Origin of the sequence: Bacillus sp. XT-4 (genome assembly GCF_050864245.1) — a bacterium.
GTDB lineage: Bacteria > Bacillota > Bacilli > Bacillales > Bacillaceae > Bacillus > Bacillus altitudinis.
Genome location: NZ_JBPAFI010000002.1, coordinates 193,528 through 218,857 on the forward strand (window position 1 = coordinate 193,528; position 25,330 = coordinate 218,857).

Below are 25,330 nucleotides of genomic sequence, written 5' to 3' on the forward strand. Positions count from 1 at the left end.
TGCTTACGATTTTTCTCCAACAGTTGTAACGTCCCAAGGGCTGATTTTCGTACCATCTTCTAAATATAGGAAGTATTCATTGTTTATGTTTTTCACAGACTTCACAATTCCAGATATGTCTTTATCATCTTGTTTACCCTCTACTTCTTTACCAATCCAGCCTACATATGTCGTAAATGGATCTTGGTGTGCAACGAATGTAGACATGATCTGATTCATTTGAGTGATCGATTCGTTCATATTCATTTGCTGTTCTAAAGAAGAAAATGTTGCAAGCTGTGTGACAAACTCACGGTCATCAATCGGGTTTGTCGGATCTTGGTTTTGAAGCTGCGTAAGCAAGATTTTCAAGAACTGATCTCGGCCAAGTGTATCTGTTTTCTTTGCTGCGGTTGAAGAAGTGTCCGCTTGTGCGGTTGTTCTATTCGTCGCATCAACAGTTGCCATTAGATCTCCTCCTCTTCTTCTTCTGATCCAACAAGCGCATCCAGTACATCTTGGAATTCAGCTTCCTGTTCATCAGGCTGCTGGAAACTTTGTCCTTTTGATGGCTGCTGCTTGCCTTCCTCATTAAATTGTCCAAAAGACGGCTGCTCATTTGACTGAAGCGGTATATGGAAACGGTCAACTTGAACCGACATATTCGGTAGCGCCTGCTTGAGCTGCGGCAGATGATGCTCGAGCAGCTCTTTTGCTGCTTGCGTTGAAGCTGTAATTTTACTCGCATACATCCCGTTTTGTTTCGTTAGCTGGATGGTAATAAACCCTAGATTTTCTGGATTTAATCGTACGGTAAACCGTCCGCTTGAATTGCCAAATGGTGTGAACTTCATTTGTTTCCACGTATTTAAAATCTGCTGATCAACCGTGCCTGGCTTTTCGTCAGTTGTTTGCGTCTGCTGCACAGGAGCAGCTGATTGCAGTTGGAAGAACTGTTTATGCCCTGGAAGCAGCGTATGGGTGATTGTTTTTTCAGAAGCAGGTGCCGTAGTGCCTTGACCTTTGGTGACTTCTTTTTTCATAAGCCATTCAAGTGAGGCAGCACCTTTTGCTGGAGATGAGAAGGAAGATTCTTGCCTTGGAGCAACCATTTCTTTTAACTCTCCTAAGGAAATTTTCCACTCTTTATCTGACCCTTTCGCATTCGCCATCATATGATCGATTAACTGATTAAAGTGTTTCAGCTCGCTTTGCGACATATTATTCAGCTTAGGTGCCGATCCTTGCGAGAAGAACTGCTCTTTTACTTGTTGAATGAGCTTTTCATCTGCTCCGTTTTTCGTTAGAAACTTGATGAAATCTTCACCTTTTGCTTGAATATCCTGTACAAGTTTTGCATCAAAGCTCACCGGCTGCTGATTCAGTATTTGATATAAGAAAAAGTGGACTTGTATGAGCTGTTCACTATGTTCAGCAACTGGCTTCTCATCCTGATCGCCATAGATCACCGATTCCATCTTTTGAAATAGCTCTTCAAGTGACTTTAAGTCAGCCCCCTCAAGCTTTTGCCCTTGCAGCGCCTGAAGTGCCGCAAGAAGATCTCCATCTATTCCTTCTTCAGGTGATTGCATCCATTTTTCAATGATTTGCATCGCATCATTCATGGATAGATTGGTTTCCGCTGGCTGAGAAATAGCTGGACCACTTTGAATACCTGCGCCATTTAACAATTGTTTAAACAGGCCGCGAGCAGATACTGCCCCCTCTCCCTTTAGTCCCGAGAGACCTTGGGAAGATTGCTGTAAGGCTCCAATGTCCAATAGCTTCACTTATTGTCCACCTCCATTTTCACTTTCTTCTTTTTTGGCAAGCTCCTTCGTGAACGTTGCTGCCTTCTGAGGTGTCAGTTTTGCTAATATGTCCGTCAGCTTATTTTTACTCAGCTCTTCAAGGATCTTCAAAGCTTCTTTATCACTTAGCTCTGATAGAATTTTGGCAGATTTTCCTGCATCCATGCTTTCATAAATGCTGGCGACCTTCCCTTTTGATTGCTGATTAGAAGATGCTGACGAATCAGTTGAAGATCCTGATGCGTTATTACTTGATGATGTACTGTTTGATGAACTGTCACTTGCTGACGTGTTCTCTTTATCAGATGTTTTTTCAAGTGAATTGATTTTTTGATTCAATCGTTTAATCTCTTCATCACTTGTCTTCAAGTCTTTTTGAGCAATTTCAAGTTCATTCTCTTGTTCTTTAATCGTCTTTTTCAACGCTTTCAACTCTGTATCACGTTGATCGTTATTTGAAGATGACGTTTTTGATGTGTCATCTGATCCAACCAAGCTGCTAATCCCCGGAATGTTTTGGAGCGGTTTCTTTAGATCATAACCTGCCATATAAAGGATTGTGCCCGTTACAATCACAAGCACAACCAATGGGATAATGACAATAAACAAGATCCATTGAAATTTACCGCCGCCGCTTGATTCCTTTGTTTTTTCCTTCTTAGGCATTCATCTCGACTCCTAATGTCCTTGAAACATGAATTGGCTGATAGAGATATCATCCATTTCTTTCATTTCAATTGCCTTATGTTCAAGGGAGAACTTTTCAAATTGCTTTTCTTTCATTTTTTCAAACTTTTTAAACTCAATATTTTTTTCAGTTAAATCAGATTGTTTTTCATTCATTTGATGGCGTTTCATGATCACAAGCTGCTGATAATGATGAATGGTGTTATCTAAGTTCGTCACAAATTGTTGGTAATGACGCATTTCTTGAACACTCATCCCACTTCTCAGCTTTTCTTCTTTGCTCTTTTCCATTAGCTCTTTTTTACTCATATTTTCATAGAGTTTTTCAGCGGCTTGCTCAAATGCCGAAACGGATTGTTGATACGCTGCAAGTGATTTGTCTTTTTCACTTTCTTTCAATTCTAAGAGCTTTTGAAATTTGTATTGATATCTCACTGTTTTTGTCAATCCTCTCTATTCATCAAACTGAGCAATATCCTCACGCTGTCTTCAATTGATACAGCCTCTTCAACGTCCTGCTTCAAAAATGAAATCAGTTGTGGGTAAGCTTGCATGGCCTCATCAATATCTTTAGAGGAGCCTTTTTTATATGCTCCAATGTTAATGAGGTCTTCAGCGTTTTGATATGTGGATAAAAGCTGGCGGAACCGGTTAGCCGCTTCCTTGTGATCATGACTTGCGATATTACTCATGACACGACTGATACTTTTCAGAATATTGACAGCTGGAAACTGTCCTTTGTTGGCCAGTGCACGATCAAGTACTATGTGGCCATCTAAAATCCCCCGCACTGTATCAGCGATCGGCTCATTCATATCGTCACCATCAACAAGCACTGTGTAAAACGCTGTGATGGAACCAAGTTGATTTGTACCAGTTCGTTCTAGCAATTTTGGCAGTATAGCGAACACTGAAGGCGTATATCCTTTTGTTGTTGGCGGTTCACCAGTTGCAAGTCCTATTTCCCGCTGTGCCATGGCGACCCTTGTGACAGAATCCATCATGAACATGACATTTTTGCCTCTGTCTCTGAAATATTCGGCAATAGCCGTTGCAGTATAGGCTGCTTTTAATCTTGTCAGTGCGGGCTGATCTGAAGTTGCGACAACAACAATCGAACGCTTCAGTCCTTCAGCTCCTAAATCTTTTTCGATAAACTCGCGAACTTCACGTCCACGCTCTCCAACAAGTGCAATGACATTGAGATCCGCTTCTGTCTGCTTGGCAATCATCCCCATCAATGTACTTTTACCAACACCGCTTCCCGCGAATATGCCAATTCTTTGACCAGTGCCGACTGTGAGCAAGCTGTCAATCACTCTGACACCAACGCCCATTTTTTCACGAATAGGCGGTCTGTCCATCGGGTTTGGAGGAGATTGTTCTGTTGAGACAGGTGCAAGTCCTTTAGGAAGCATGCTGCCGTCCAGTGGATCACCGAAGGCATCAACAACCTGCCCGATTAAACCAGTTCCTACTTTGACCTTTAACGACTCACCTGTTGCTTCAACAAGACTGCCTGGTGAGATGTTAGAGGCTTCTACGTAGGGCATGAGCAAAATGTTTTCATCTTTAAAGCCAACGACTTCTGCTTTGATCGGATGATTCTTGCTCCCTTTTTTGTGAATCAGACATACATCACCGATTGAGCTTTCTGGCCCCTTGGACTCGATCATCAGTCCAACAACTCGATTGACTTTACCAAAACGTTTATAAGGATCGGCAGTTTCAATCGTTTCTTTTAGCACATCTATGTTCATTTGTGATCACCTGAATCAATGACTTCTAATAACTTTTCTTTTAACTGATTCATTTGGGTATCAACACTCGCTTCCACTTTTCCAAAGCTTGTTTCGACGTAACAAGTACCTTTTGGTGCTTTTTCATCCGAGTAAATGGCAAGATGTGTATTCTTTTGAAGGATTCTATTTAATTCATCTTTATATTCCATCACATGCTCGTAATGTGCAGGGTCGACATAGATGGAAATATCGTCATATTCTTTCACTTCTGAAATGACCTGCTTCACTAGCGTTAAAAATTGTTCTTTTGTGTCCTCAACTGCATTCCATACTCGTTTAGCGAGCTCAAACGCAAGTTCGACAATTTCTTCAGCAGAGCTTTCGATTTTTGCTTCATAGTCCTGCTTTGCAAGGCTGACAATGTCATTCGCTTGATCAAGAATCGATTGATACTGTAAATTCGCATCTGCTTCGCCCTTTTGAAAACCATCTTGATATCCTGTTTGTTTTGCTTCTTCAATGAGCTGTACTCTTTCTGCTTCAAAATCAGCTCGCCGCTGATTGATTTCAGCCATTGTTTGTTCCAGCTCACGATTTGCTTTTTCTAAAATACGGCTTGCTTCATCTTGTGCATCACTTAATACAAGCTGAGATGCTTCTGTCTCGTTGACAAGCTCTTCTTCGTGATGTTCTCTTTTGAATTCCACTTGCTGTAAGGGAATGGTTTGACGGCCTTGTTCAGGAATAACAGATGTTTCATGTTTGATAATCCTAGACAATGATATCGTCTCCTCCACCTCGAGCTATGACGATTTCTCCAGCCTCTTCAAGTCGTCTTACGATACTGACAATACGAGTCTGTGCTTCCTCGACATCTCTAAGCCGGACAGGTCCCATAAACTCCATTTCTTCTTTGAACGTTTCGACCATACGTTGCGACATGTTGCGGAAGACAATTTCTTTGACTTCTTCGCTTGCCACTTTGAGTGAAAGCAGTAAATCGTCATTTTCAACATCTCGAATCACGCGCTGAATGGCTCTGCTATCAAGAGTGACAATGTCTTCAAAGACAAACATACGTTTCTTAATTTCATCAGCAAGCTCAGGATCTTGAATTTCCAGTGTATCTAAAATGGTTTTCTCCGTTGCACGGTCTACACCATTCAGGACTTCGACTACCGCTTCGACTCCGCCCGTTTGGGTATAATCTTGCGTAAAGGTTGAAGACAGCTTTTGTTCAAGAATACGTTCCACCTCATTGATGATCTCTGGAGATGTGCGGTCCATTAAAGCAATTCTTCTTGCAACCTCGGTTTGTACTTCCTCGCCTAACTCAGATAAAATCTGTCCAGCCTGTACTGGATCTAGGTAGGAAAGAATGAGCGCAATGGTTTGTGGATGCTCATGCTGGATAAAGTTTAAAATTTGCTCTGGGTCAGCCTTTCTAGCAAAATCAAATGGTTTCACTTGAAGTGAGGATGTTAAGCGATTTAAGATGCTGTCCGCTTTGTCCTCACCAAGCGCTTTTTCAAGCACTTGTCTTGCGTACATAAGGCCACCTTGTGATATGTAGTCCTGCGCGATGGCAATGCTGTGAAATTCTTCGATGATCTCATCTTTTTTAGCAGTATCTACACTTCTTACATTTGAAATTTCTAATGTTAATTTTTCTATTTCGTCTTCAGACAGATGTTTGTATACAGATGCTGACACGTCTAGCCCTAAGGAAATCATTAGGATTGCTGCTTTTTGTCTGCCTGTTAGTCGATTTGGATCTTTTCTCGACATGTGTATTCCTCCTAATCCTCGGACAGCCAGCTGCGTAGCAATTTAGCAAAGTCTTCTGGTTTATCTTTTGCCATTTTTTCAAGCTGATTTTTTCTCACCATTTCTTCTGTTTCTGGCTCAGTATCGATATCAGGAACATGAATTGGTGTACGTTCATCAAACTCAAACTCTTCTTCCTCATCTTTTCTTCGCTTACGTACGAGAAGGATAATGAGAGCGATAATGGCAAGTAGTAGCACACCGCCAACAATATAAACCCAAATCGGAATATTGTTTGAAGGGTTTTCTGCTGCCGTTTGCTGTTTACCGTCTAATTTTGATACAGATAAAACGATTTTGTTATCTAAGTCTGCTTGAGTGAGCGCTTGACCGTTTGTGTATTCTTTATCAATCGATGTACTGATGATGGTTGAAAGAATTTTTTTGATATCATCCTGCCTTTCAGCAGTTAATGAGGTCGGATCGTTTGCAGTAGGTGGTTCAACCAGTGCCTGAATGCCAACGTCTCTGATTTTATAAGGACTTTCTTTGATATCTTTATGAATGCGGTTGACTTCATAATTGATACGATCTTCGCTCTTTTCGTAATCTCCGCTTCCATTCGTTCCATCGGCACCTTGATAATTTGTGACATCATCGTCACCTGTTCCAGCGGTGCCTCCAGCTGCTGCGCCATTACCTGAATAAGTTTCAGCAATCTTTTCAGCGCTGACAGCAATTCCTTGCATGTTTTCTTGATCAACTGGTTCGACAAGATCTTCTTTTCTTTTTTCTTCGGTAAAATCAATGTCTGTAGTGACCGATACGGCAACTTTCTCTTGACCCATCATCGTTCCAAGCAGCTGTTGAATTTTTCGTTGAAGATTCTTTTCAATCTCCTCTTTTTTCTGCTGCTGTGCATCCATTCCACTTGCATAGGAATCTGAGCTGCTGTTTAAGTCATAGTAGTTGGAATCTTGGTCCATAATGACAATGTTTTCTGTTTTTAAATTCGGCACACTTTTTGAAATAAGATGATAAAGGCCTTTTACTTGTTGCTGAGTAAGCGTGTAGCCTGGTTGAACTTGCAGCACAATTGATGCTGATGCATTACTTTGCTCTTCTCCAACAAAAACGGAATCTTTTGGCAGGTTAATCATAACCTTTGAATCTTTAATCCCATCAATCGTGTTGATCAGATTGGATAGTTCTGTCTGAGTTGCGTCTACTTTCAGAACATCAAATTCATTATCTGTTAAACCGAAGCCGGAATTGTTCGCAAAGAAGGAGTAATCAATATTCCCCGTTTTAGGAAGTCCTTCTGATGCAAGTGTTACTTTTAAAGTGTCTGCTTGCTTTTCTGGAACTAAAATCGTCGTTCCGTTATTTGCAAGTTCCGATTTAACGTTTTTGCCATCCAGTTCCTGTTTGATTTGTCCTGCTTCTGCCTCAGACAAATCTCTAAACAACGGAACCATTTTTTCAGAAGAAGCAAAGATGCTAACAACCGTAATAATGATTGCTAGGGCAGCTACGCCGCCAATCATGAGTATTTTTTGTAATTTTGATCGATTTCGCCAAAACTCAACTGTTTTTGTTCTTAATTGCATTAAAGTACGATTCATCTTAACCCCCGGTCATTCCATTCAGTCTATTTTTTGTCCACCAGCACCTCCTACATCTGCATTCTCATAATCTCTTGGTACGCTTCGACTGCTTTATTCCGAAACTCGGTTGCAGCTGTGAGTGTCACACTCGCTTTTTGTGAAGCAATCATGACTTCATCGAGATTGACATCTTTCCCTTGTGCGAGAGCATTCGTATACTGGTCTGATTTCAGCTGTGATTGATTTAATGCCTCAATGGAATTCTTCAGCACATCAGAGAAATTCGTTTGACTTTTAGGTGCAGCCGCCTGCACAGACGATGCATTCGTCAATTCACTTGCTTGCTGAGCGGTTTGAAGCTGGAAAGGAGATATTGCGTTAACCAATTCTTTTCACCTTACTTTCCTATTTCTAAAGCTTTCATCAGCATGCTTTTATTTGCATTCAGCGCAGTCACGTTTGCTTCATATGACCTTGAGCTGCTGATGAGATCAACCATTTCCTTTAATGGATCAACGTTTGGTGTTTGAACATATCCATTTTCATTGGCATCGGGATTTGTAGGATCATATTGAAGGTTGAATGGAGTTTCGTCTTCAGTAATTTTCGTTACTTTGACGCCGTTTCCTAATTTGCCGCTCGAATTCATGCTTGAGTTCAATATAGATGAAAATGATTCACCTGACGGCTGTAATGTGACGAGCTTGCGTCTATAAGGCTCCCACTCGCCATCAACCTGTTTAGCTCTTGTTGTATCCATATTCGCAAGGTTTGAGGATACAACGTCCATTCTGAGCCTCTGTGCTGTTAATGCTGAGGCCGAAGCGTTAACGCCTGAAAAAATTGACATCACTTACCTCCTGTCAAAACTGTTTTAAGAGAATTGAACTTTCCGCTCATTCTTTCAACCAACGCATTATACTGAATTTGGTTTTTAGCGAGTTCACTCATCTCTTGATCAATATCGACATTATTTCCGTTTTCTTGATAAGAAGTACGGTTACTCGAAACAACTGAATAATTAGACCCTGTTTTAGAAAAATCAATGTGACCTTGGTATGTTTTTTTAGCATCTAATTTGATTGACGCATCATTTAGCATGTCGTGGAATGCAACATTTTTAGACTTGTAGTTCGGTGTGTCTATATTCGCGATATTATTGCTTATGACTTTTTGCTTAACATTCGCTCTGCCCAAGGCATTCTCAAGGTTGCTTATCGTTCCAGAAAATATATCCAAAACCATATACCTCCAATCATATGTATTTCATTCCATTTAATCATGTCGAGATTTGTAAAACCATATGTTCATTGTAAGAAATAATAGGATTAAAGTCTATGATGTAATTGTAAAAAAAACTCGTAATATATATCTATTTTATGAATAGGTATAAAGACCTAGATTCAAAGCACTACAGAATTGTAAGGGGTTTCTTGGAAAAAAGAGTGTCATTTTTCGGACAAATCCTCTTTTTTTATACAAAAAAACCCTTTTCAGCGTTTATTTCGGCCGAAAAGGGTTTTTTGATTAGTGAGATTTTAAATTTTCAAGTTCAATTAAAAATTTGTTGTTTAATACTTTAATGTATGTTCCCTTCATTCCAAGAGAACGAGATTCAATAACGCCTGCACTCTCTAATTTACGAAGTGCGTTTACGATCACTGAACGAGTGATTCCTACACGGTCAGCAATCTTACTTGCCACAAGCAGCCCTTCGTTTCCATCAAGTTCTTCAAAGATATGTTCAATCGCTTCAAGTTCACTGTATGAAAGAGAGCTGATTGCCATTTGAACAACCGCTTTACTTCTTGCTTCTTCTTCAATTTCTTCCGCTTTCTCGCGAAGAATCTCCATTCCAACAACTGTTGCGCCGTATTCAGCAAGAATTAAATCATCATCTGTGAATGTATCTTGCAAACGAGAAAGGATTAACGTCCCTAAGCGGTCTCCGCCTCCGATGATTGGCACAATCGTTGTCAAACCTGATTGGAATAAATCACGGTTCTCAATCGGGAAAGCTGTGTACTCACTATTGATGTCAAGGTTTGAAGATGTTTCAGGGACATTGAATAAGCTTTTTGTATATTCTTCAGGGAACTGACGATCTTCCAGCATTTTTTTCATACGTGCATTTTCAATCTGCTGGTTAATGGAGTAGCCAAGAAGCTTCCCTCTTCTGCTTAATACGAAAATGTTTGAATCAATGACATCTCTCAGTGTTTCTGCCATTTCTTTAAAATTAACCGGTTTCCCCGCTGCATCTTGCAGCATCGAGTTAATAATCCTTGTTTTTTGTAGTAACGCCATAATAATGATCCTCCTAGATTACTTTATTCATTTGTTAAAGTATAAATTGACTTAAGTCTTTGTTATTTGCAATCTTTCCTAGCTTCTCTTCTACATACTGAGGGGTAATAGTCACTGTTTCCATTGTAATATCAGGCGCCTCAAATGAGAGCTCTTCTAGCAGCTTCTCAAGTATGGTGTGAAGCCTTCTTGCACCGATGTTATCCGTCTCCTGATTGACGTGATAAGCCACTTCGGCAATCTTATGAATAGCATCGTCAGAAAATTCAAGAGATATACCTTCTGTTTCAAGTAAAGCCTTATATTGCTTTAATAACGCGTTATCTGGTTCCGTTAAGATTTTCACAAAGTCTTCTATACTTAATTTATCTAATTCTACACGGATTGGGAAGCGCCCTTGAAGCTCTGGAATCAAATCCGATGGTTTCGCCATATGAAAAGCGCCTGCTGCTACAAATAGAACATGATCTGTTTTCACAGCCCCATACTTCGTCATCACAGTGGAACCTTCTACAATCGGTAAAATATCACGTTGAACCCCTTCACGAGAAACATCTGCAGACGATGCACCACCGCTTTTGGCAATTTTATCGATTTCATCGATAAAGATGATTCCTTGCTGCTCTGCTTTTTGCACGGCTTCCTGACCGACTTCATCCATATCAATCAGTTTTGAAGCTTCCTCAGCAGTTAACGCTTTTCTCGCTTCTCTGACGGTCAGCTTTCTGCGTTTTTTCTTTTTAGGCATGAGATTGCTAAGCGCATCCTGCATGTTCATACCCATTTGCTCCATACCCGAGCCTTGAAGCATATCAAACATGGAAGGCTGCTGCTCTTCAACTTCAATCGTGACGTAATGGTCTTCAAGTTCACCCATCGCCAGCTGGTGCGCAATGCGTTTTCTCGTCGACTCAAGCTCTACTTCTTCACTTGAGTGATCTCGATCACTTTCATCAGCATCAGAACCACCAAACAGCATCTCAAAAGGATTTTTCACAGACTGACTTTTTTTCTTTCCAGGAACAAGTAGATGAACAAGCCGTTTGTTTGCTTGTTTTTCCGCTTCTTCTTGAACATCCTTCATTTTTTCTTCTTTGACTAGTCTGATTGCTGTTTCCACTAAATCTCTGACCATTGATTCTACGTCACGTCCGACATATCCAACTTCAGTAAACTTCGTCGCTTCCACTTTAATGAAAGGTGCACCAGAAATCCTTGCAATTCTGCGGGCAATTTCTGTTTTCCCCACACCTGTCGGACCAATCATTAAGATGTTTTTAGGAACGACTTCATCCTTTAGCTTATCATGTAAAAGACTTCTTCTGTAACGGTTTCTTAAAGCCACCGCCACTGCTTTTTTCGCATCAAGCTGACCAATAATGTACTGATCGAGCTTTTCAACTATCTCTCTTGGGGTGAACGGCTTTTTCTCCATACGTCTCATGTCCTTTCTATTCAAGCTCTTCTAAAGTGATTTGATCGTTCGTGTAGACACAGATTTCTCCGGCCGTTTCAAGAGCCGCCTTTGCAATCTCTCGAGCTGAGAGATGGTCACCTGCATGTTTTTTGAGTGCTCTCCCGGCGCTAAGCGCGTAGTTGCCGCCTGACCCGATAGCCAAAATGCCATCGTCTGGCTCGATGACCTCTCCTGTTCCAGATACGAGCAGGATGCTTTCTTTATTCATGACGATCAGCATGGCCTCAAGCTGTCTGAGCATCTTGTCACTCCGCCATTCTTTCGCCAGTTCTACAGCTGCTCGTTTTAGGTTACCACCGTATTCTTCAAGCTTCGTTTCAAACTTCTCAAAGAGTGTAAATGCATCTGCAACTGAACCAGCAAAACCTGCGAGTACTTTGCCTCCGAAAAGACGGCGCACTTTTTTTGCTGTGTGTTTCATGACGACAGCCTGCCCAAAAGTGACTTGACCGTCTCCAGCCATCGCACTTTTTCCTTTATGTTGAACGGCAAAGATTGTGGTTGCATGAAATGATGACATGAAAAAACCTCCTTTTAGGATCGTTTAAAAGCCCTTGGGTGATGAGACATGTACGTTTTTCTTAAAGAATCTTTTGATACATGCGTGTACACCTGTGTTGATGATAAATTTGAGTGACCGAGAAGTTCTTGAACACTTCTTAAATCCGCTCCCTCGTTTAAAAGATGCGTAGCAAAGGTGTGCCTTAACATGTGTGGATGGATATGTAATGTGCCAGACGCCTTTTTCATTAATTCAGTTAGAATGAATCGAACGCCTCTATCTGTAAGAGGAGCTCCGCGCTGATTCAAAAACACATGTGAATCAGCACGATCCTTTCCCTTCACTTTCAGCTTCTGCCTTCCATCCTCTAAATATGTGGAGAGCGCTTCATGTGCATAAGATCCGAAAGGTACATACCGCTGTTTGCTGCCTTTCCCATGTACAAGCACTGTATCCATCGATAAATCAAGATCAGATTCTTTTAATGAACATAACTCACTGACCCTCATACCTGTTGCATAAAGTAGTTCTAAAATGGCTTGATTTCTTTGACCAAGCGGTGTATTTACATCAGAAACTGTAAATAGCTCTTTTAGTTCCTCTTCATACAAAAATGAAGGAATTCGCTTATCCTGCTTTGGTAAGCTAACGAGTAAAAAAGGATTTTCTTTCACAAGCTGTTCTCTTAATAAAAATTTATAAAAGCTGCGAAGTGCAGAGACTTTCTTACTAATCGTTCTTCTTGTAAGGCCTTTTTCATAAGCTTCTGTTAAATAAATTCTCGTATCTTGATAGGATACCTCTTCAAAACCGTCTATTCCTTGAATGTTCATAAATCTGACAAACTCTTCAATCGCCTCAGTATATCCTGAGATCGTTAAAGCCGAATAGTTCTTTTCAATCTGCAAATATTCAATGAATAAGTGGACAAGACGCTGTTTATCTGTCATTTTTACACCTCTTTAAGGCTTTTAAATGGTATCACATATCTTGCTTTCCGTGCAATGTTTTACTACAGAGATTTCGAAATAGTTTGAATAGTTTCGATTGCGCGTTTAGCGTACTCTGCATAGCGCTCTTGTTTGTTTTTAATTCGAACGCCAAGATCTTTCAGCAAGCCAAAGTTTGCATTCATCGGCTGGAAGCTTTTCTTGTTTGTTGATGTGATGTAGTAAGCCATACTACCAATCGCTGTTTCTTCTGGAAGTGTCACAAGCTCTTCTCCTTTAACAAAACGAGCTGCATTGATTCCAGCCACTAATCCTGAAGCCGCGGACTCAACATATCCTTCAACACCAGTCATTTGTCCGGCAAAGAATAAGTCGTCTCTATTTTTAAATTGATACGTCGGTTTTAGAAGGCTTGGCGAGTTAATAAATGTATTACGATGCATCACACCATAGCGAACAATCTCAGCCTCTTCAAGACCTGGGATCAAACGGAATACTTCCTTTTGATCGCCCCATTTTAGATGTGTTTGGAAACCAACAATATTATATAAAGTACCTGCTGCATCATCCTGTCTTAATTGAACAACAGCGTAAGGTCTTTTTCCTGTTTTTGGATCTTCAAGTCCAACTGGTTTCATCGGGCCAAAGAGCATGGTTTTTTTCCCTCTTTTGGCCATGACTTCAATGGGCATACAGCCTTCGAAGAAGATTTCTTTTTCGAACTCTTTTAACGGCACAGTTTCAGCAGAAATGAGCGCCTCATAAAAACGATCGAATTCTTCTTCTGTCATCGGACAGTTTAAATAAGCCGCTTCCCCTTTATCATAACGTGATTTCAAGTACACTTTATCCATATCGATGCTGTCTTTCTCGAGGATAGGCGCTGCTGCATCGTAGAAATATAAATACTCTTCACCTGTTAAAGATTTTAATTCTTTTGAAAGTGCTTCTGATGTAAGAGGACCCGTTGCGATAATCGTCGGACCTTCTGGAATGCTTTGCACTTCTTCTTGAAAGACCGTCACATTCGGGTGATTTTTCACGCGGTCTGTGACGTTAGCTGCAAATTCATGACGATCTACTGCAAGCGCTCCACCAGCAGGAACCGAGCTTTCATCTGCTGCTGCGATGATTGCTGAATCTAAATGACGCATTTCTTCCTTTAAAACACCGACTGCGTTCGTTAAAGCATTCGCACGCAATGAGTTACTGCATACGAGCTCCGCAAATTTATCTGTGTGGTGAGCTGGTGTTTGTTTGACAGGTCTCATTTCATACAGATGGACTTTAATTCCGCGCTTGGCAATTTGCCATGCCGCTTCACTTCCTGCTAAACCTGCTCCGATCACATTTACAAATTGACTCATTGTACAACTCTCCTATTTCGTAAGTTCTATTTGATGACATAAAAAAGCAGGTGAACAAGGCTGCTCACCGCTATTTTTGTTGTTCCTCTTTATAATCACAGTTCACACATTGAACTTGAATGCCTTTTTTCAGCTTTTTCTCTACAAGCATATTTTCGCATTTTGGACACTTTCTTTCAATTGGTTTGTCCCAAGAAACGAATTCACACTCTGGAAAACGATCGCAACCGTAAAAAATGCGGCGCTTCTTAGATTTCCGTTCAACGATATTTCCTTCGTGACAAGTCGGGCATTTGACACCAATATCTTTGACAATTGGTTTTGTGTTACGGCAGTCAGGGAAATTAGAGCATGCCATGAACTTACCGTATCTCCCCATTTTGTACACCATTGGATGACCACACTCTTCGCAATCAACTCCGGCGTATTCAGGCTCGATCTCAACTTCCTGCATCTCTGCTTCTGCTTTTTCTACCCGTTTTGCAAAATCTTGATAGAAACTGTCGATAATGCGTACCCATTCAATCGTACCTTCTTCAACGCTATCAAGTTCTTTTTCCATTTTCGCAGTAAATTCTACGTTAATGATTTCAGGGAAGAATTCAATAATTAAGTTGAGCACAATCTCTCCAAGCTCTGTTGGAATAAACCGTTTGTTATCAAGTGCCACGTAGCCACGCTTTTGAATGGTATCTAATGTTGGTGCATACGTAGATGGGCGGCCAATACCTAGCTCTTCAAGGGTTTTGACAAGTCTTGCCTCAGTGTAACGTGGAGGCGGCTGCGTGAAGTGCTGCTCTGGTTCAATATCTTTTGAAAGAACGGTGTCTCCCTCTTTCAGATCAGGAAGCATTTTGTCCTTTTCTTCTAACTGGTCGTCCTTCCCTTCAACATATACTTTCATAAATCCAGGGAATTTCACCTTACTTCCATTTGCACGGAAAGTAAGCCCGTTATTTTCAAGATCCACACTCATTGTATCAAGAACAGCTGGTGCCATTTGGCTTGCCACAAAACGTTCCCAAATCAATTTATAAAGACGAAGCTGATCTCTACTTAGCACATGTTTGACATCTGCTGGTTTTCTTAGCGTAGAAGTCGGACGGATGGCTTCGTGAGCATCCTGTGCATTTTCGTTCTTTTTGGCAGTTCGTTTTGTTGTATTCAAGAAATTCTTGCCATACGTTTGATCAATGAAAGCAGATACTTCTTCAATTGCCGTATTGGAAATACGTGTTGAGTCCGTTCTCATATATGTAATGAGACCTACTGTACCTTCTTTACCAAGATCAATCCCTTCATATAATTGCTGTGCAATCATCATCGTTTTCTTCGCACGGAAGTTTAGTTTTCTCGCTGCCTCTTGTTGTAAGGTAGATGTTGTAAACGGAACAGCTGGGTTGCGTTTACGTTCTTTTTTCGTCACTTTTTCAACAGAAAATTTGCTTCCTTTTAATTTCGAAAGGATTTCTTTTACATCTTCTTTTGTTTTTAGCGGATGTTTTTTGCCATTTACGCCAAAGAAACTCGCTTCAAAGCTTTCTTTCCCTTTTAGGAAGGTACCATCAATTGTCCAGTATTCTTCTGGTTTGAATTCATTAATTTCATTCTCGCGGTCAATAATCAGGCGGAGTGCAACTGATTGAACACGACCGGCGCTTAAGCCCTTTTTGACTTTCTTCCATAAAATCGGGCTGATTTTATATCCAACGAGACGATCTAAAATCCGTCTTGCCTGCTGCGCATCAACCAAGTCCATATCGATCATACGTGGATGTTTAAAGGAATCTTTAATTGCATCTTTTGTAATCTCGTTAAAGACAACGCGGCAATCTGAAGAGAGGTCAAGGTCAAGGCTGTGGGCTAAATGCCAAGCAATCGCTTCTCCCTCTCTGTCGGGGTCAGCTGCGAGATATACTTTTTTTGCTTTCTTCGCTGCTGTTTTTAATTCTTTTAAGACTGGACCTTTTCCTCGAATCGTAATATATCTCGGTTCGAAGTCATGCTCAGTGTCAACACCAAGCTGACTTTTCGGTAAATCCCTTACATGCCCCATTGAAGCCTTTACTTTATACTTTTTTCCTAAATAACGCTCAATCGTTTTCGCCTTTGCTGGCGACTCAACGATGACTAAATAATCAGCCATACTCAAAATCCCCCTTAAGAGGTGTTCTCTCTTTATCCATTTCACAAATTTATATTTATGTTAATTGCACCTATCTAACAGGCAATCGTTAAAAATTCTTTATGATGAACATCATTATAAACACGAAAAACAAAGTGTAAACTTAAATCCTCACTATTATTAAATATTCCGATGTCTTTTGTCAAACGATATTTTTATGTGAGTTCAGTATATTGAACACCGCTCAAGGAGAATTCCTCTAAAATATCCTTCGTTGAATGAACAAGCTTGGCACCTTGCTGAATCAATCTAGCTGGACCTATAGAATTAGAATCAAAGATCGATCCTGCAACAGCAAACACTTCTTTTCCTTGCTCTAATGCCTGGTAGGCTGTAATAAGCGAACCGCTCTTTTCTTTGCACTGGACCACGATGGTTCCTCTTGTCAGGGCACTAATTAATCGGTTTCTCATTGGAAAATGCCATTTTTCTGGTTTGATATAAGGCGGGTGCTCTGACAACAGTAAATGATGTTCTCCCATATATTGAGCCATTTGCACATGTTCTTTTGGATATACATGTTGAAAGCCGCCAGCTACAACACCAATCGTTTTTCCTTTTTTTCTTATGCACTCTTTGTGTGCAAGTCCATCAATTCCTTTTGCTAAACCGCTCACAATCATCCAATCTTCCTCTACAAGTTCTCCAACAATTTTCTTCACGCACGCTTCTCCATAAGAGGATGGCACTCGTGTACCTACTACACCTAAACTTTTTTCTTCATTTAAATAGGTAACGTTTCCTTTTAGGAATAATACTGGGGGAGGATCATAAATGTGTTTTAGTGAGCTGGGATATAAAGGTGATGTGATGGGAATCATGTGAATATTTTGCTTTAAATAGGCTTGAACGATGTGTTGAAAAATGGGGAATTCATTTTCTTCAGCTTGTTGTAAGCGGGTAAAGTCGATCTTTTGTAATGATCGATCCTGTTTGAAATGATGTGTTTCTTCATTTATATATAGCTCAGGATCGACTTTCCACCATTTTGTTAACAAAGAGGGTGAGATGAGGCCTTTTAAGCGGTGAAAAATCATTCTTTCGGACACGTTGTACATACCATTCCTCCAGTTTAAGATAGAAAGAAGAAGACTTGTCAAAGAACAAGTCTTCTTGTGTCATTAATGCGTTTTACAAGCTTCGAAGAGATTCTTCTCTTTTAACACTTTAATTAAGGTTTCTCCCATGACAGATGGTGTCTCTGCCACTTCAATTCCACATTCACGCATTGTTTTTACTTTTTCATCAGCAGTTCCTTTACCACCAGAAATAATGGCACCAGCATGTCCCATACGTTTTCCTGGAGGCGCTGTTTTACCGCCAATAAAGCCAACAACCGGCTTGGTCATATTTGCTTTTACCCATTCAGCTGCTTCTTCTTCAGCAGTACCGCCGATTTCACCAATCATGATCACAGCATGCGTTTCAGGATCTTCATTGAAGGCTTTTAATACATCAATAAAGTTCGTGCCATTGACAGGGTCTCCGCCAATTCCTACAGCTGTTGATTGACCAACACCAGCCTCTGAAAGCTGATGTACCGCTTCATATGTAAGCGTTCCAGAACGAGACACAACACCAACATGACCTTTTTTATGAATGTAGCCAGGCATGATGCCAATTTTACATTCTTCAGGTGTAATCACACCAGGACAGTTCGGTCCAACAAGTCTTGTCTTCTTACCTTCCATATAGCGTTTCACTTTAACCATATCCAGAACTGGAATGTGTTCTGTGATACAAATCACTAGATCCACTTCTGCATCAACAGCCTCTAAAATGGCGTCTGCTGCAAATGGTGCTGGTACATAGATAACAGAAGCATTTGCTCCAGTTGTCTGTACTGCTTCAGATACAGTATTAAATACAGGAACTCCCTCTACTTCAGTTCCACCTTTTCCAGGTGTGACACCGCCAACGATATTTGTTCCATACTCAATCATTTGTTTTGTATGGAATAATGCGGTTGAACCGGTAATCCCCTGAACAATTACTCTCGTATTTTTATTAATAAATACACTCATTTAGGTTCCCTGCCTTTCTGCTCTACTTGACTAAAGATACAATCTTTTCTGCCCCGTCAGCCATAGACTCAGCAGAAGTGATATTTAAGCCTGAATCACTCAGGATTTTCTTCCCTAATTCAACGTTTGTTCCTTCAAGACGTACAACGAGTGGTAATGTTAAGCCGACTTGTTTCGTCGCTTCAACAACACCTTCTGCAATGACATCACATTTCATGATGCCGCCAAAAATGTTCACGAAAATCCCTTTGACATTTTGATCAGATAAGATGATTTTAAATGCTTCCGTTACTTTTTCAGCAGTTGCACCGCCGCCAACATCAAGGAAGTTTGCAGGGTCCCCGCCGTAATGCTTGATGATATCCATTGTAGACATCGCAAGGCCTGCTCCATTCACCATGCAGCCAATATTCCCATCTAGAGAAATGTAGCTTAGGTCATATTTAGATGCTTCAATCTCTTTTGGATCTTCTTCATCAAGGTCACGGTATTCTAATATATCTTTTTGTCTATATAAGGCATTGCTATCAAAGTTTAATTTTGCATCAAGTGCCATGACTTTTCCATCACCTGTTACAACAAGAGGATTTATCTCGGCAATTGAACAATCCTTTTCAATAAACGCATTGTAAAGACTTGTCATAAACTTAACAGCTTGACCAACTAATTTTGTTGGAATATTAATTTTAAACGCAACTTCTCTCGCCTGATAGGCTTGGAGACCAATCGCTGGGTCGATGACCACTTTCACGATTTTTTCTGGCGTTTTTTCTGCTACTTCTTCAATTTCAGTACCGCCTTCTTCAGAAGCCATCAAAACAATTCTTGATGTCGCTCTATCCAAAACGAGTCCTACATAGTACTCTTTTTGAATATCGCAGCCTTCTTCAATAAGTAAGCGTTTTATTTCACGCCCTTCAGGCCCTGTTTGATGTGTGACAAGTGTCTTGCCGAGCAATTCCTCTGCAAACCCTTTCACTTCATCTTTTGTTTTTGCAATTTTTACCCCACCTGCTTTACCACGGCCGCCTGCATGAATCTGTGCTTTTACGACATATACAGAGCTTCCAAGCTCTTCTGATGCTTTCACTGCTTCATCAGGTGTAAATGCTACTTTACCATTTGGAACTGAAACCCCATATTTTCTTAGGATTTCTTTTCCTTGGTACTCATGGATATTCATTTCCCATCCTCCCAACATATGTAGAAACAAAAATTATAAAATAGACTGCGCTTTCATTTTAAAGAATAAAAAAGAGAATGTCTAGGGTTCTATGTAAAATCGTAAAATCCTTCTAAACATTCAAACTTTTATTTTATTAAAAATATAAATTTTTCAGTCAAAACACTTATTTTACCTTATTTTTTCATTTTTTGATCCAATCGATAGATAAATGAAAATATTTCTGCTACAGTATCGTATAACGCTTCTGGGATTTCCTCATCGAGCGTTAAGTGGCGCATCAGTTCTACTAAATTACGGTCTTCTTGGATAGGAACTCCAGCTTTTTGAGCTTCTTCAATAATATGATCTGCCACATAGCCGCTGCCTGTTGCAACGACTTTTGGCGCCTTTTGTTTTTCTTCATCATAGTGTAGAGCGACCGCTCTTCTAAGCGGTTTTGAATCTTTCATACTCGTAAGTCCAGCCCTTTCTCGCTGATTTTATGAAAGTGTTCATCTAGAAAGTCAGACGGATCAATTGGCTCTTCTCTCTTTTTCGCTGTAATCCCCGTTAAACTATACCCTAGGGCATTTAAATTCTCTCGAACAGCTGGAATCATTGGATTAATGGTCCCTTGAAGTTCGTGAGCCGTCTCGACTGTAATTGACATCACTTTTTGCTGAATCGTACAGTCTATTAACGTTTCTTCTAAGTTTTCCATGTTTAAATAAAACATTAAACGGCACTGAGAAATATCGATAGAGCCATCTTTTTTCTTATGCCCTTTTAGAATAAAGGTTAAATCTTGAACACTATGTTTTGAGAAAAGCGGGTAAGAAACCATCATTTGACTAACTGTTTGGTTTTCCTGATGCACTAGTAACTGCCCATTTAATCTATGGAATAATTGATCCACTTCTTTTTTTACGGGCTCGGGAACATCAGCTTGCCTTGCATCATTTAAAACCATCTTTAATTGGTGAAGCTCTTGGCTTTTGACATCTTGGCTGCCCTTTTCCAGTAATTTCAGCATCCCAATTTCATCTCGTACACCTATCGCTTTTTTCATCGTCATCAGTAAATTGAGTACATCGGTTTTATTGCCTAATGCTGGTTCAGTCTGCTGAATGACCTTTACCAATGCGTTCGCCTCTGTTTTTGAAAGAAACGGAAATTCCCTTTGAAGCACGGCTGCCTTTGCGTCAGCCTGTGGCCCTGCCTGCTGGACTGCTTGAACCAGTGATGTGAGTTGTTTTACATCAAGCTGCTGCTGTCCGTCTGTACCTTGCTTTGTGATGCTCGTCAGAATGCGTTCTATTTGCTGAAGCGGGAGCTGTTTTGGACTTAATAATTGCTGCACGCTGTTCTGATTCACTGTATCCGCCTGTCGCCCTTGTTGTATAGCGGTGGGCTGGCTCTGCTTTGTTTGCTGAGCCGGATTGACATGAGGCTGCACTTGCTGCAAGCTTTCTCCTTGCTTCGTTTGACCTTCTTTTGCTCCTAGAAGCACCGATAAGAGCTTTTCTGCATGAACGGTTGTCTCAGCATTTACAACCGTACGAACGGCCTGTGTAAGAGCCTGTGTGGCTTCTGATTGCTTCGGAAGCTGTGTTAATCGATCTAGCAGTGCTGTCACATCCTGATGAAGTGCAGAGGGGGATTTCATCGCTAATATTGATTGGAGCACTCCTTGTTGAATCGGCAAATCTTTCTTTAAAGCAAAAAGAAGTGCTTGCAGACCTTTTTTGATATCCGCACCTTGAAGTTGTTCAATCCATTTTACTGCCGTTTTTAACTCTGCTTCGTTGATGACCGGTTTTTCTTTTAAAAAAGCTGTAGCTGTTAACATTTGTTCAAGTCCATTTTTAAGCGACAGACCTTCTAGTAGTTTAGCTGCGGCATCCTTTAATGTTTTAGGATCTTGGTCAAATTGCTGAACAGGTCTTAATTTACTCAGACTGCCTCCACCTTCTTGTTCTAATTGGAACCAGTAGAAAGAATCGGCTTTGAGCTGAGCCGCTAGCTGCGCTTTGATTTTGGTCGAACCTATTTGAACAAGTGCTGTATCATCCCCGAGCATTTTCAGTACTTTGCCGAGAATGAGCCGGTGAATATTTTCCTTTCCTTCCGTGTTAAGCGGAACAGATTCTGCCGTATTCAGCCGACTATTCAGTGCAGTATGTATATCTTCAACTCTTGTCATCACAGGCAGCCTCCTTGTGTCAAAATATTTATGAAATAACAGATTTCACTGGTGCAAATGATAACCGGTGGATAGGTGTGGCGCCATGTGTTTGAATGGCAGCAAGGTGCTCTTTCGTTCCATACCCTTTATGTTTTTCAAATTGATACTCAGGGTACTGGCGTCCATACTCTTCCATCATTTGGTCCCTTGTCACTTTGGCAATACATGCACCAGCTGCGATGGATGCGCTTTTAGCATCTCCTTTGATGATATTCTCCTGTTGAGTAGGAAGCGGGAGCGTCATCGCATCTATGAGTAGATAATCAGGTGTGTGAGTGAGCTGCTTTACAGCCCTCACCATCGCCAGTCTTGATGCTTCGTATATATTGATTTCGTCAATCGTTGCCGCATCAACAATGCCGATGCCGATGTCGAGCGCTTCCTTTTGAATGAGCTCATAATAGGTCATTCTTTTTTTCTCAGATAGCTGTTTTGAATCATTTAAACCGAGTAGGACGGTATCTTCTTTTAATATCACAGCTGCCGCAACCACTGGGCCAGCGAGTGGTCCTCTTCCTGCTTCATCTATGCCTGCAATATAAGTGTATCCTTGCGCTTTTGCTTTGGTTTCAAATTGCAGCATTTGCTTCCATGCTGCATGTAGTTCTTGCTGCTTTTCTCTCTCTTTGTTCCATTTGTCCATCAGCTTCTGGACACTTTTTCTTGTATCGTCTTTCAATAGTTCACGAATGTATGACTCGTCGTCAGCATGTTGTTCTATTAATGCTTTTATTTGTTTGACCGTGTACATTGGCTTTTCCGCAGCCTCCTTCTTTATATCGGCAGTTTTTCGCAAAAAATAAAGACCCGCATGAGCTGCGTGTCTTTTAGCTTTCAGGCTTCTCAAAAGTGAGGGGACCAAATTTTTCCGTTCGAATATCCCGAATGATGATTTCGGTCGTTTTGTCGTAATTAATGAATCCTCCACTCATCAGACAGCCGCGTTTTGTGCCAATGGCATCAAACAGCTCAACTGTATCTTCAGGTATTTCTGCTAGATCATAGCGTTTTTTTAATCGCTCTGGATAGTGCTCTTCTAAAAAGCGTAGCGCATAAACGGCGACATCCTGCAAGTTGATGATTGAGTCTTTAATCGCTCCGGTGACGGCCAGCCTAAGACCTACTTGTTCATCTTCAAATTTCGGCCAGAGAATTCCGGGGGTATCGAGCAGTTCAAGTTCTTTTCCTACCTTCACCCATTGCTGTGACGTCGTAATACCAGGTCGATCTCCTGTTTTCGCAATATTTTTCTTTGCCAACCGATTGATCAGCGTTGATTTGCCGACATTGGGAATTCCGATAATCAAAGCTCGAATGGCACGCGGCTTAACACCTTTTGCTTTCATTCGATCGAACTTTTCTTTTAATATTTCTTTTGATGTCGTAATGATTTGATTTAACCCTTGTCCATCGACAGAATTAATGGCAAGCGACCGTACACCTTGCGCTTCAAAGTGTGCCTGCCACTCTTTTGTCATACGAGGATCTGCTTTATCTGCTTTGTTCAAAAGCATAATTTTCGGTTTGTTTTGGAGGATTTCTTCAATCATTGGGTTTCTAGAGGACATCGGAATCCTTGCATCGGTTAATTCAAATACGATGTCGATGAGCTTTAATTTTTCTGTGACTTCCCGTCTTGCTTTTGCCATATGGCCTGGAAACCATTGAATTGTCATATGTGCACCTTCTCTCTTCTAACGGTTGTCTCTATACATTGTACAAAAAAAGAGCCTGTTACAGGTAACAAGCTCTTTCCTTTGATATCATTATCGTCTGATTTCTTTGATACGAGCCGCTTTACCGCGAAGTTCACGTAGGTAGTAAAGTTTCGCACGACGTACCTTACCGTGACGTACAACTTCGATCTTAGCGATTTTTGGTGTGTGTACAGGGAATGTACGCTCAACGCCTACACCGTAAGAGATCTTACGAACTGTGAAAGTTTCGCTGATTCCACCACCACGACGCTTAATTACAACACCTTCAAAGATCTGGATACGCTCACGAGTACCCTCGACAACTTTCACGTGTACACGTAAAGTGTCACCAGGACGGAACGCAGGAAGATCAGTGCGTAATTGTTCTTTTGTGATTTCTTCAATCAATTGTTGCATCGTTTTCAACTCCTTCCAACAGATGCTCATGTCCTCTTTCTTCATTGCAGCGGAACATCGTTTTCAAACTTGAATCGGCAAGCCGTCCAAGTCACAAGTAGTATCATACCACACCTGTATACCTTGTGCAATACAATCTAGTCATTATGAAGCTGCCAAAGCCATCTTTTTTCTTCATCCGTTAATGTTTTGCAAGAATCGATCAAATCTGGCCGTCTTGTATAGGTTCGCTTCAACGATTCTTTACGCCGCCACTCTTCAATTTTGGCATGATTTCCAGAGAGAAGCACATCTGGTACTTTCAATCCTTTATAATCAGCTGGTCTTGTATAGTGCGGATGCTCAAGCAGACCTGTACTAAATGAATCTTCGATATGAGACGCTTCTTTTCCAAGCACATGAGGCAAAAGCCTGACCACACTGTCTGCAATCATCATCGCCGGCAGCTCTCCGCCTGTGAGAACGAAATCTCCGATTGAGATTTCATCTGTGACAAGATGCTCCCTGATGCGCTCATCGTAGCCTTCATAGTGGCCGCAAATGAACATAAGATGCTCTTCTTTTGCAAGCTCTTCTGCTTTCTTTTGTGTATATCTTTCTCCTTGAGGACAGACAAGAATAATGCGGGGCTTCTTGTTTGCTTTTTTCGTTAAATCTTCTACCGCATCAAATACAGGCTGTGCTTTCAGAACCATGCCAGCACCGCCGCCATACGGATAGTCATCCACTGTTTTATGTTTATGATCGGAATACTCCCTAAAATTCACGACATCAAATGAGACCGCATCTTTTTCCTGAGCTTTTTTTAAGATCGATGAGTGAAGCACCCCTTCAAACATTTCAGGAAACAGTGTTAAGAAGTCAATTTTCATTCGTCAATGAGTCCTTCCATCACTTCAATGTGTACTTTCTTGGATGAAATATCAACTGTTTTGACGACAGATGGAATATAAGGGATGAGGGCATCTTTTTTGCCTTTTCTTCCAACCACCCATACATCATTTGCCCCTGGCGTTAAAACTTCTTTGATTTGACCAATCAGTTTGTCCTCTTCATCATATACTTCACAGCCGATGATTTCGTGGAAATAGAATTCCCCTTCATCTAATGAACCAAGATGTTCTTTTTCTACTTTTAAAATCGACTCTTTTAATTGCTCAGCTTCATTTAACGAGCCGACTTCTTCAAATGTCAGTAAATCAAATTGTTTGTGCTGTCTATGTGATGCGACAGTCACTTTTAGCGGTTCTTTTTGATTTTGTTTGAAAATATAAAGGACGCTGCCTTTTTTGTAGCGTTCTTCTGGGAAATCAGTCTTTGACACAACACGTACTTCTCCGCGCACTCCATGTGTATTGACGATCTTTCCGACATTCAACCATTCTAGCTCCATGTTCTCAA

27 protein-coding genes are annotated in these 25,330 nt (G+C 40.9%); all 27 read right to left on the minus strand.

All coding sequences use genetic code 11. The features are described from left to right. Nucleotides 1–3: 3 nt before the first annotated feature. Complete coding sequence (gene flgD, locus ACRRMM_RS06190; protein ID WP_007499595.1) at nt 4–447, minus strand: flagellar hook assembly protein FlgD; 444 nt, start codon at nt 445–447, stop codon at nt 4–6. Then, nucleotides 447–1,769, minus strand: a complete 1,323-nt coding sequence (locus ACRRMM_RS06195; protein ID WP_024720354.1) for a flagellar hook-length control protein FliK — start codon at nt 1,767–1,769, stop codon at nt 447–449. Before ACRRMM_RS06195 ends, flgD begins: the two co-directional genes overlap by 1 nt. Beyond that, a complete protein-coding gene (locus ACRRMM_RS06200; RefSeq protein WP_007499599.1) occupies nt 1,770–2,456 on the minus strand; it encodes a MotE family protein in 687 nt (228 codons plus the stop codon). A 12-nt stretch (nt 2,457–2,468) separates the two neighbouring features. Further along, entirely contained in the window at nt 2,469–2,912 is a 444-nt protein-coding gene (gene fliJ, locus ACRRMM_RS06205) for a flagellar export protein FliJ (RefSeq protein ID WP_024720352.1), read from the minus strand. An 8-nt stretch (nt 2,913–2,920) separates the two neighbouring features. Beyond that, nucleotides 2,921–4,237: a flagellar protein export ATPase FliI gene (fliI, locus tag ACRRMM_RS06210; RefSeq protein WP_008344803.1), complete on the minus strand. Its 1,317-nt coding sequence runs from the start codon at nt 4,235–4,237 to the stop codon at nt 2,921–2,923. Beyond that, nucleotides 4,234–4,998 (minus strand): flagellar assembly protein FliH, encoded by a 765-nt coding sequence (fliH, locus tag ACRRMM_RS06215; RefSeq protein ID WP_048002828.1) that lies wholly within the window; start codon nt 4,996–4,998, stop codon nt 4,234–4,236. Before fliH ends, fliI begins: the two co-directional genes overlap by 4 nt. Continuing rightward, nucleotides 4,991–6,007 (minus strand): flagellar motor switch protein FliG, encoded by a 1,017-nt coding sequence (fliG, locus tag ACRRMM_RS06220; RefSeq protein WP_017367244.1) that lies wholly within the window; start codon nt 6,005–6,007, stop codon nt 4,991–4,993. The genes fliH and fliG overlap by 8 nt, the downstream gene beginning before the upstream one ends. 11 nt (nt 6,008–6,018) lie before the next feature. Beyond that, complete coding sequence (gene fliF, locus ACRRMM_RS06225; protein ID WP_007499608.1) at nt 6,019–7,611, minus strand: flagellar basal-body MS-ring/collar protein FliF; 1,593 nt, start codon at nt 7,609–7,611, stop codon at nt 6,019–6,021. A gap of 50 nt (nt 7,612–7,661) precedes the next feature. Beyond that, the gene (gene fliE, locus ACRRMM_RS06230) at nt 7,662–7,979 is read right to left on the minus strand and encodes a flagellar hook-basal body complex protein FliE (protein WP_007499609.1); all 318 of its coding nucleotides are present in this window, start codon (nt 7,977–7,979) and stop codon (nt 7,662–7,664) included. Nucleotides 7,980–7,990: 11 nt separating this feature from the next. Beyond that, nucleotides 7,991–8,443 carry a flagellar basal body rod protein FlgC gene (gene flgC, locus ACRRMM_RS06235; protein WP_008344813.1) on the minus strand — a complete coding sequence of 151 codons (453 nt, stop codon included), beginning with the start codon at nt 8,441–8,443 and terminating at the stop codon, nt 7,991–7,993. After that, nucleotides 8,443–8,832: a flagellar basal body rod protein FlgB gene (gene flgB / locus ACRRMM_RS06240; protein WP_012009952.1), complete on the minus strand. Its 390-nt coding sequence runs from the start codon at nt 8,830–8,832 to the stop codon at nt 8,443–8,445. Before flgB ends, flgC begins: the two co-directional genes overlap by 1 nt. A gap of 288 nt (nt 8,833–9,120) precedes the next feature. Continuing rightward, on the minus strand, nt 9,121–9,900 hold the full coding sequence (gene codY, locus ACRRMM_RS06245) for a GTP-sensing pleiotropic transcriptional regulator CodY (RefSeq protein WP_007499612.1): 780 nt from the start codon (nt 9,898–9,900) through the stop codon (nt 9,121–9,123). Nucleotides 9,901–9,934: 34 nt separating this feature from the next. Continuing rightward, nucleotides 9,935–11,335 carry an HslU--HslV peptidase ATPase subunit gene (gene hslU, locus ACRRMM_RS06250; protein WP_008344818.1) on the minus strand — a complete coding sequence of 467 codons (1,401 nt, stop codon included), beginning with the start codon at nt 11,333–11,335 and terminating at the stop codon, nt 9,935–9,937. A gap of 16 nt (nt 11,336–11,351) precedes the next feature. Further along, entirely contained in the window at nt 11,352–11,897 is a 546-nt protein-coding gene (gene hslV / locus ACRRMM_RS06255) for an ATP-dependent protease subunit HslV (protein WP_007499614.1), read from the minus strand. 14 nt (nt 11,898–11,911) lie between these two features. Beyond that, nucleotides 11,912–12,829 carry a tyrosine recombinase XerC gene (xerC, locus tag ACRRMM_RS06260; RefSeq protein WP_007499616.1) on the minus strand — a complete coding sequence of 306 codons (918 nt, stop codon included), beginning with the start codon at nt 12,827–12,829 and terminating at the stop codon, nt 11,912–11,914. 62 nt (nt 12,830–12,891) lie between these two features. Further along, nucleotides 12,892–14,196, minus strand: coding sequence for an FADH(2)-oxidizing methylenetetrahydrofolate--tRNA-(uracil(54)-C(5))-methyltransferase TrmFO (gene trmFO / locus ACRRMM_RS06265; protein WP_007499618.1), 1,305 nt, complete (start codon nt 14,194–14,196; stop codon nt 12,892–12,894). Nucleotides 14,197–14,266: 70 nt separating this feature from the next. Continuing rightward, the gene (gene topA, locus ACRRMM_RS06270) at nt 14,267–16,342 is read right to left on the minus strand and encodes a type I DNA topoisomerase (RefSeq protein WP_008344821.1); all 2,076 of its coding nucleotides are present in this window, start codon (nt 16,340–16,342) and stop codon (nt 14,267–14,269) included. A 194-nt stretch (nt 16,343–16,536) separates the two neighbouring features. After that, nucleotides 16,537–17,439: a DNA-processing protein DprA gene (dprA, locus tag ACRRMM_RS06275; RefSeq protein WP_017367240.1), complete on the minus strand. Its 903-nt coding sequence runs from the start codon at nt 17,437–17,439 to the stop codon at nt 16,537–16,539. A gap of 63 nt (nt 17,440–17,502) precedes the next feature. Continuing rightward, on the minus strand, nt 17,503–18,405 hold the full coding sequence (gene sucD / locus ACRRMM_RS06280; RefSeq protein ID WP_007499624.1) for a succinate--CoA ligase subunit alpha: 903 nt from the start codon (nt 18,403–18,405) through the stop codon (nt 17,503–17,505). A gap of 22 nt (nt 18,406–18,427) precedes the next feature. Continuing rightward, nucleotides 18,428–19,588 carry an ADP-forming succinate--CoA ligase subunit beta gene (gene sucC / locus ACRRMM_RS06285; RefSeq protein WP_008344824.1) on the minus strand — a complete coding sequence of 387 codons (1,161 nt, stop codon included), beginning with the start codon at nt 19,586–19,588 and terminating at the stop codon, nt 18,428–18,430. Nucleotides 19,589–19,764: 176 nt separating this feature from the next. Then, complete coding sequence (locus ACRRMM_RS06290; protein ID WP_008344827.1) at nt 19,765–20,040, minus strand: FlhB-like flagellar biosynthesis protein; 276 nt, start codon at nt 20,038–20,040, stop codon at nt 19,765–19,767. Further along, nucleotides 20,037–21,773, minus strand: coding sequence for a hypothetical protein (locus ACRRMM_RS06295; RefSeq protein ID WP_050827260.1), 1,737 nt, complete (start codon nt 21,771–21,773; stop codon nt 20,037–20,039). The genes ACRRMM_RS06290 and ACRRMM_RS06295 overlap by 4 nt, the downstream gene beginning before the upstream one ends. A 28-nt stretch (nt 21,774–21,801) precedes the next feature. Beyond that, a complete protein-coding gene (locus ACRRMM_RS06300) occupies nt 21,802–22,566 on the minus strand; it encodes a ribonuclease HII (RefSeq protein ID WP_046526651.1) in 765 nt (254 codons plus the stop codon). 76 nt (nt 22,567–22,642) lie between these two features. Beyond that, the gene (gene ylqF / locus ACRRMM_RS06305; protein ID WP_007499632.1) at nt 22,643–23,491 is read right to left on the minus strand and encodes a ribosome biogenesis GTPase YlqF; all 849 of its coding nucleotides are present in this window, start codon (nt 23,489–23,491) and stop codon (nt 22,643–22,645) included. A gap of 90 nt (nt 23,492–23,581) precedes the next feature. Then, on the minus strand, nt 23,582–23,929 hold the full coding sequence (rplS, locus tag ACRRMM_RS06310) for a 50S ribosomal protein L19 (RefSeq protein WP_008344834.1): 348 nt from the start codon (nt 23,927–23,929) through the stop codon (nt 23,582–23,584). Between the two features lie 137 nt (nt 23,930–24,066). Continuing rightward, nucleotides 24,067–24,801, minus strand: a complete 735-nt coding sequence (trmD, locus tag ACRRMM_RS06315) for a tRNA (guanosine(37)-N1)-methyltransferase TrmD (RefSeq protein WP_007499635.1) — start codon at nt 24,799–24,801, stop codon at nt 24,067–24,069. Beyond that, nucleotides 24,798–25,322: a ribosome maturation factor RimM gene (gene rimM, locus ACRRMM_RS06320; RefSeq protein WP_008344836.1), complete on the minus strand. Its 525-nt coding sequence runs from the start codon at nt 25,320–25,322 to the stop codon at nt 24,798–24,800. Before rimM ends, trmD begins: the two co-directional genes overlap by 4 nt. Between the last annotated feature and the right edge of the window lie 8 nt (nt 25,323–25,330).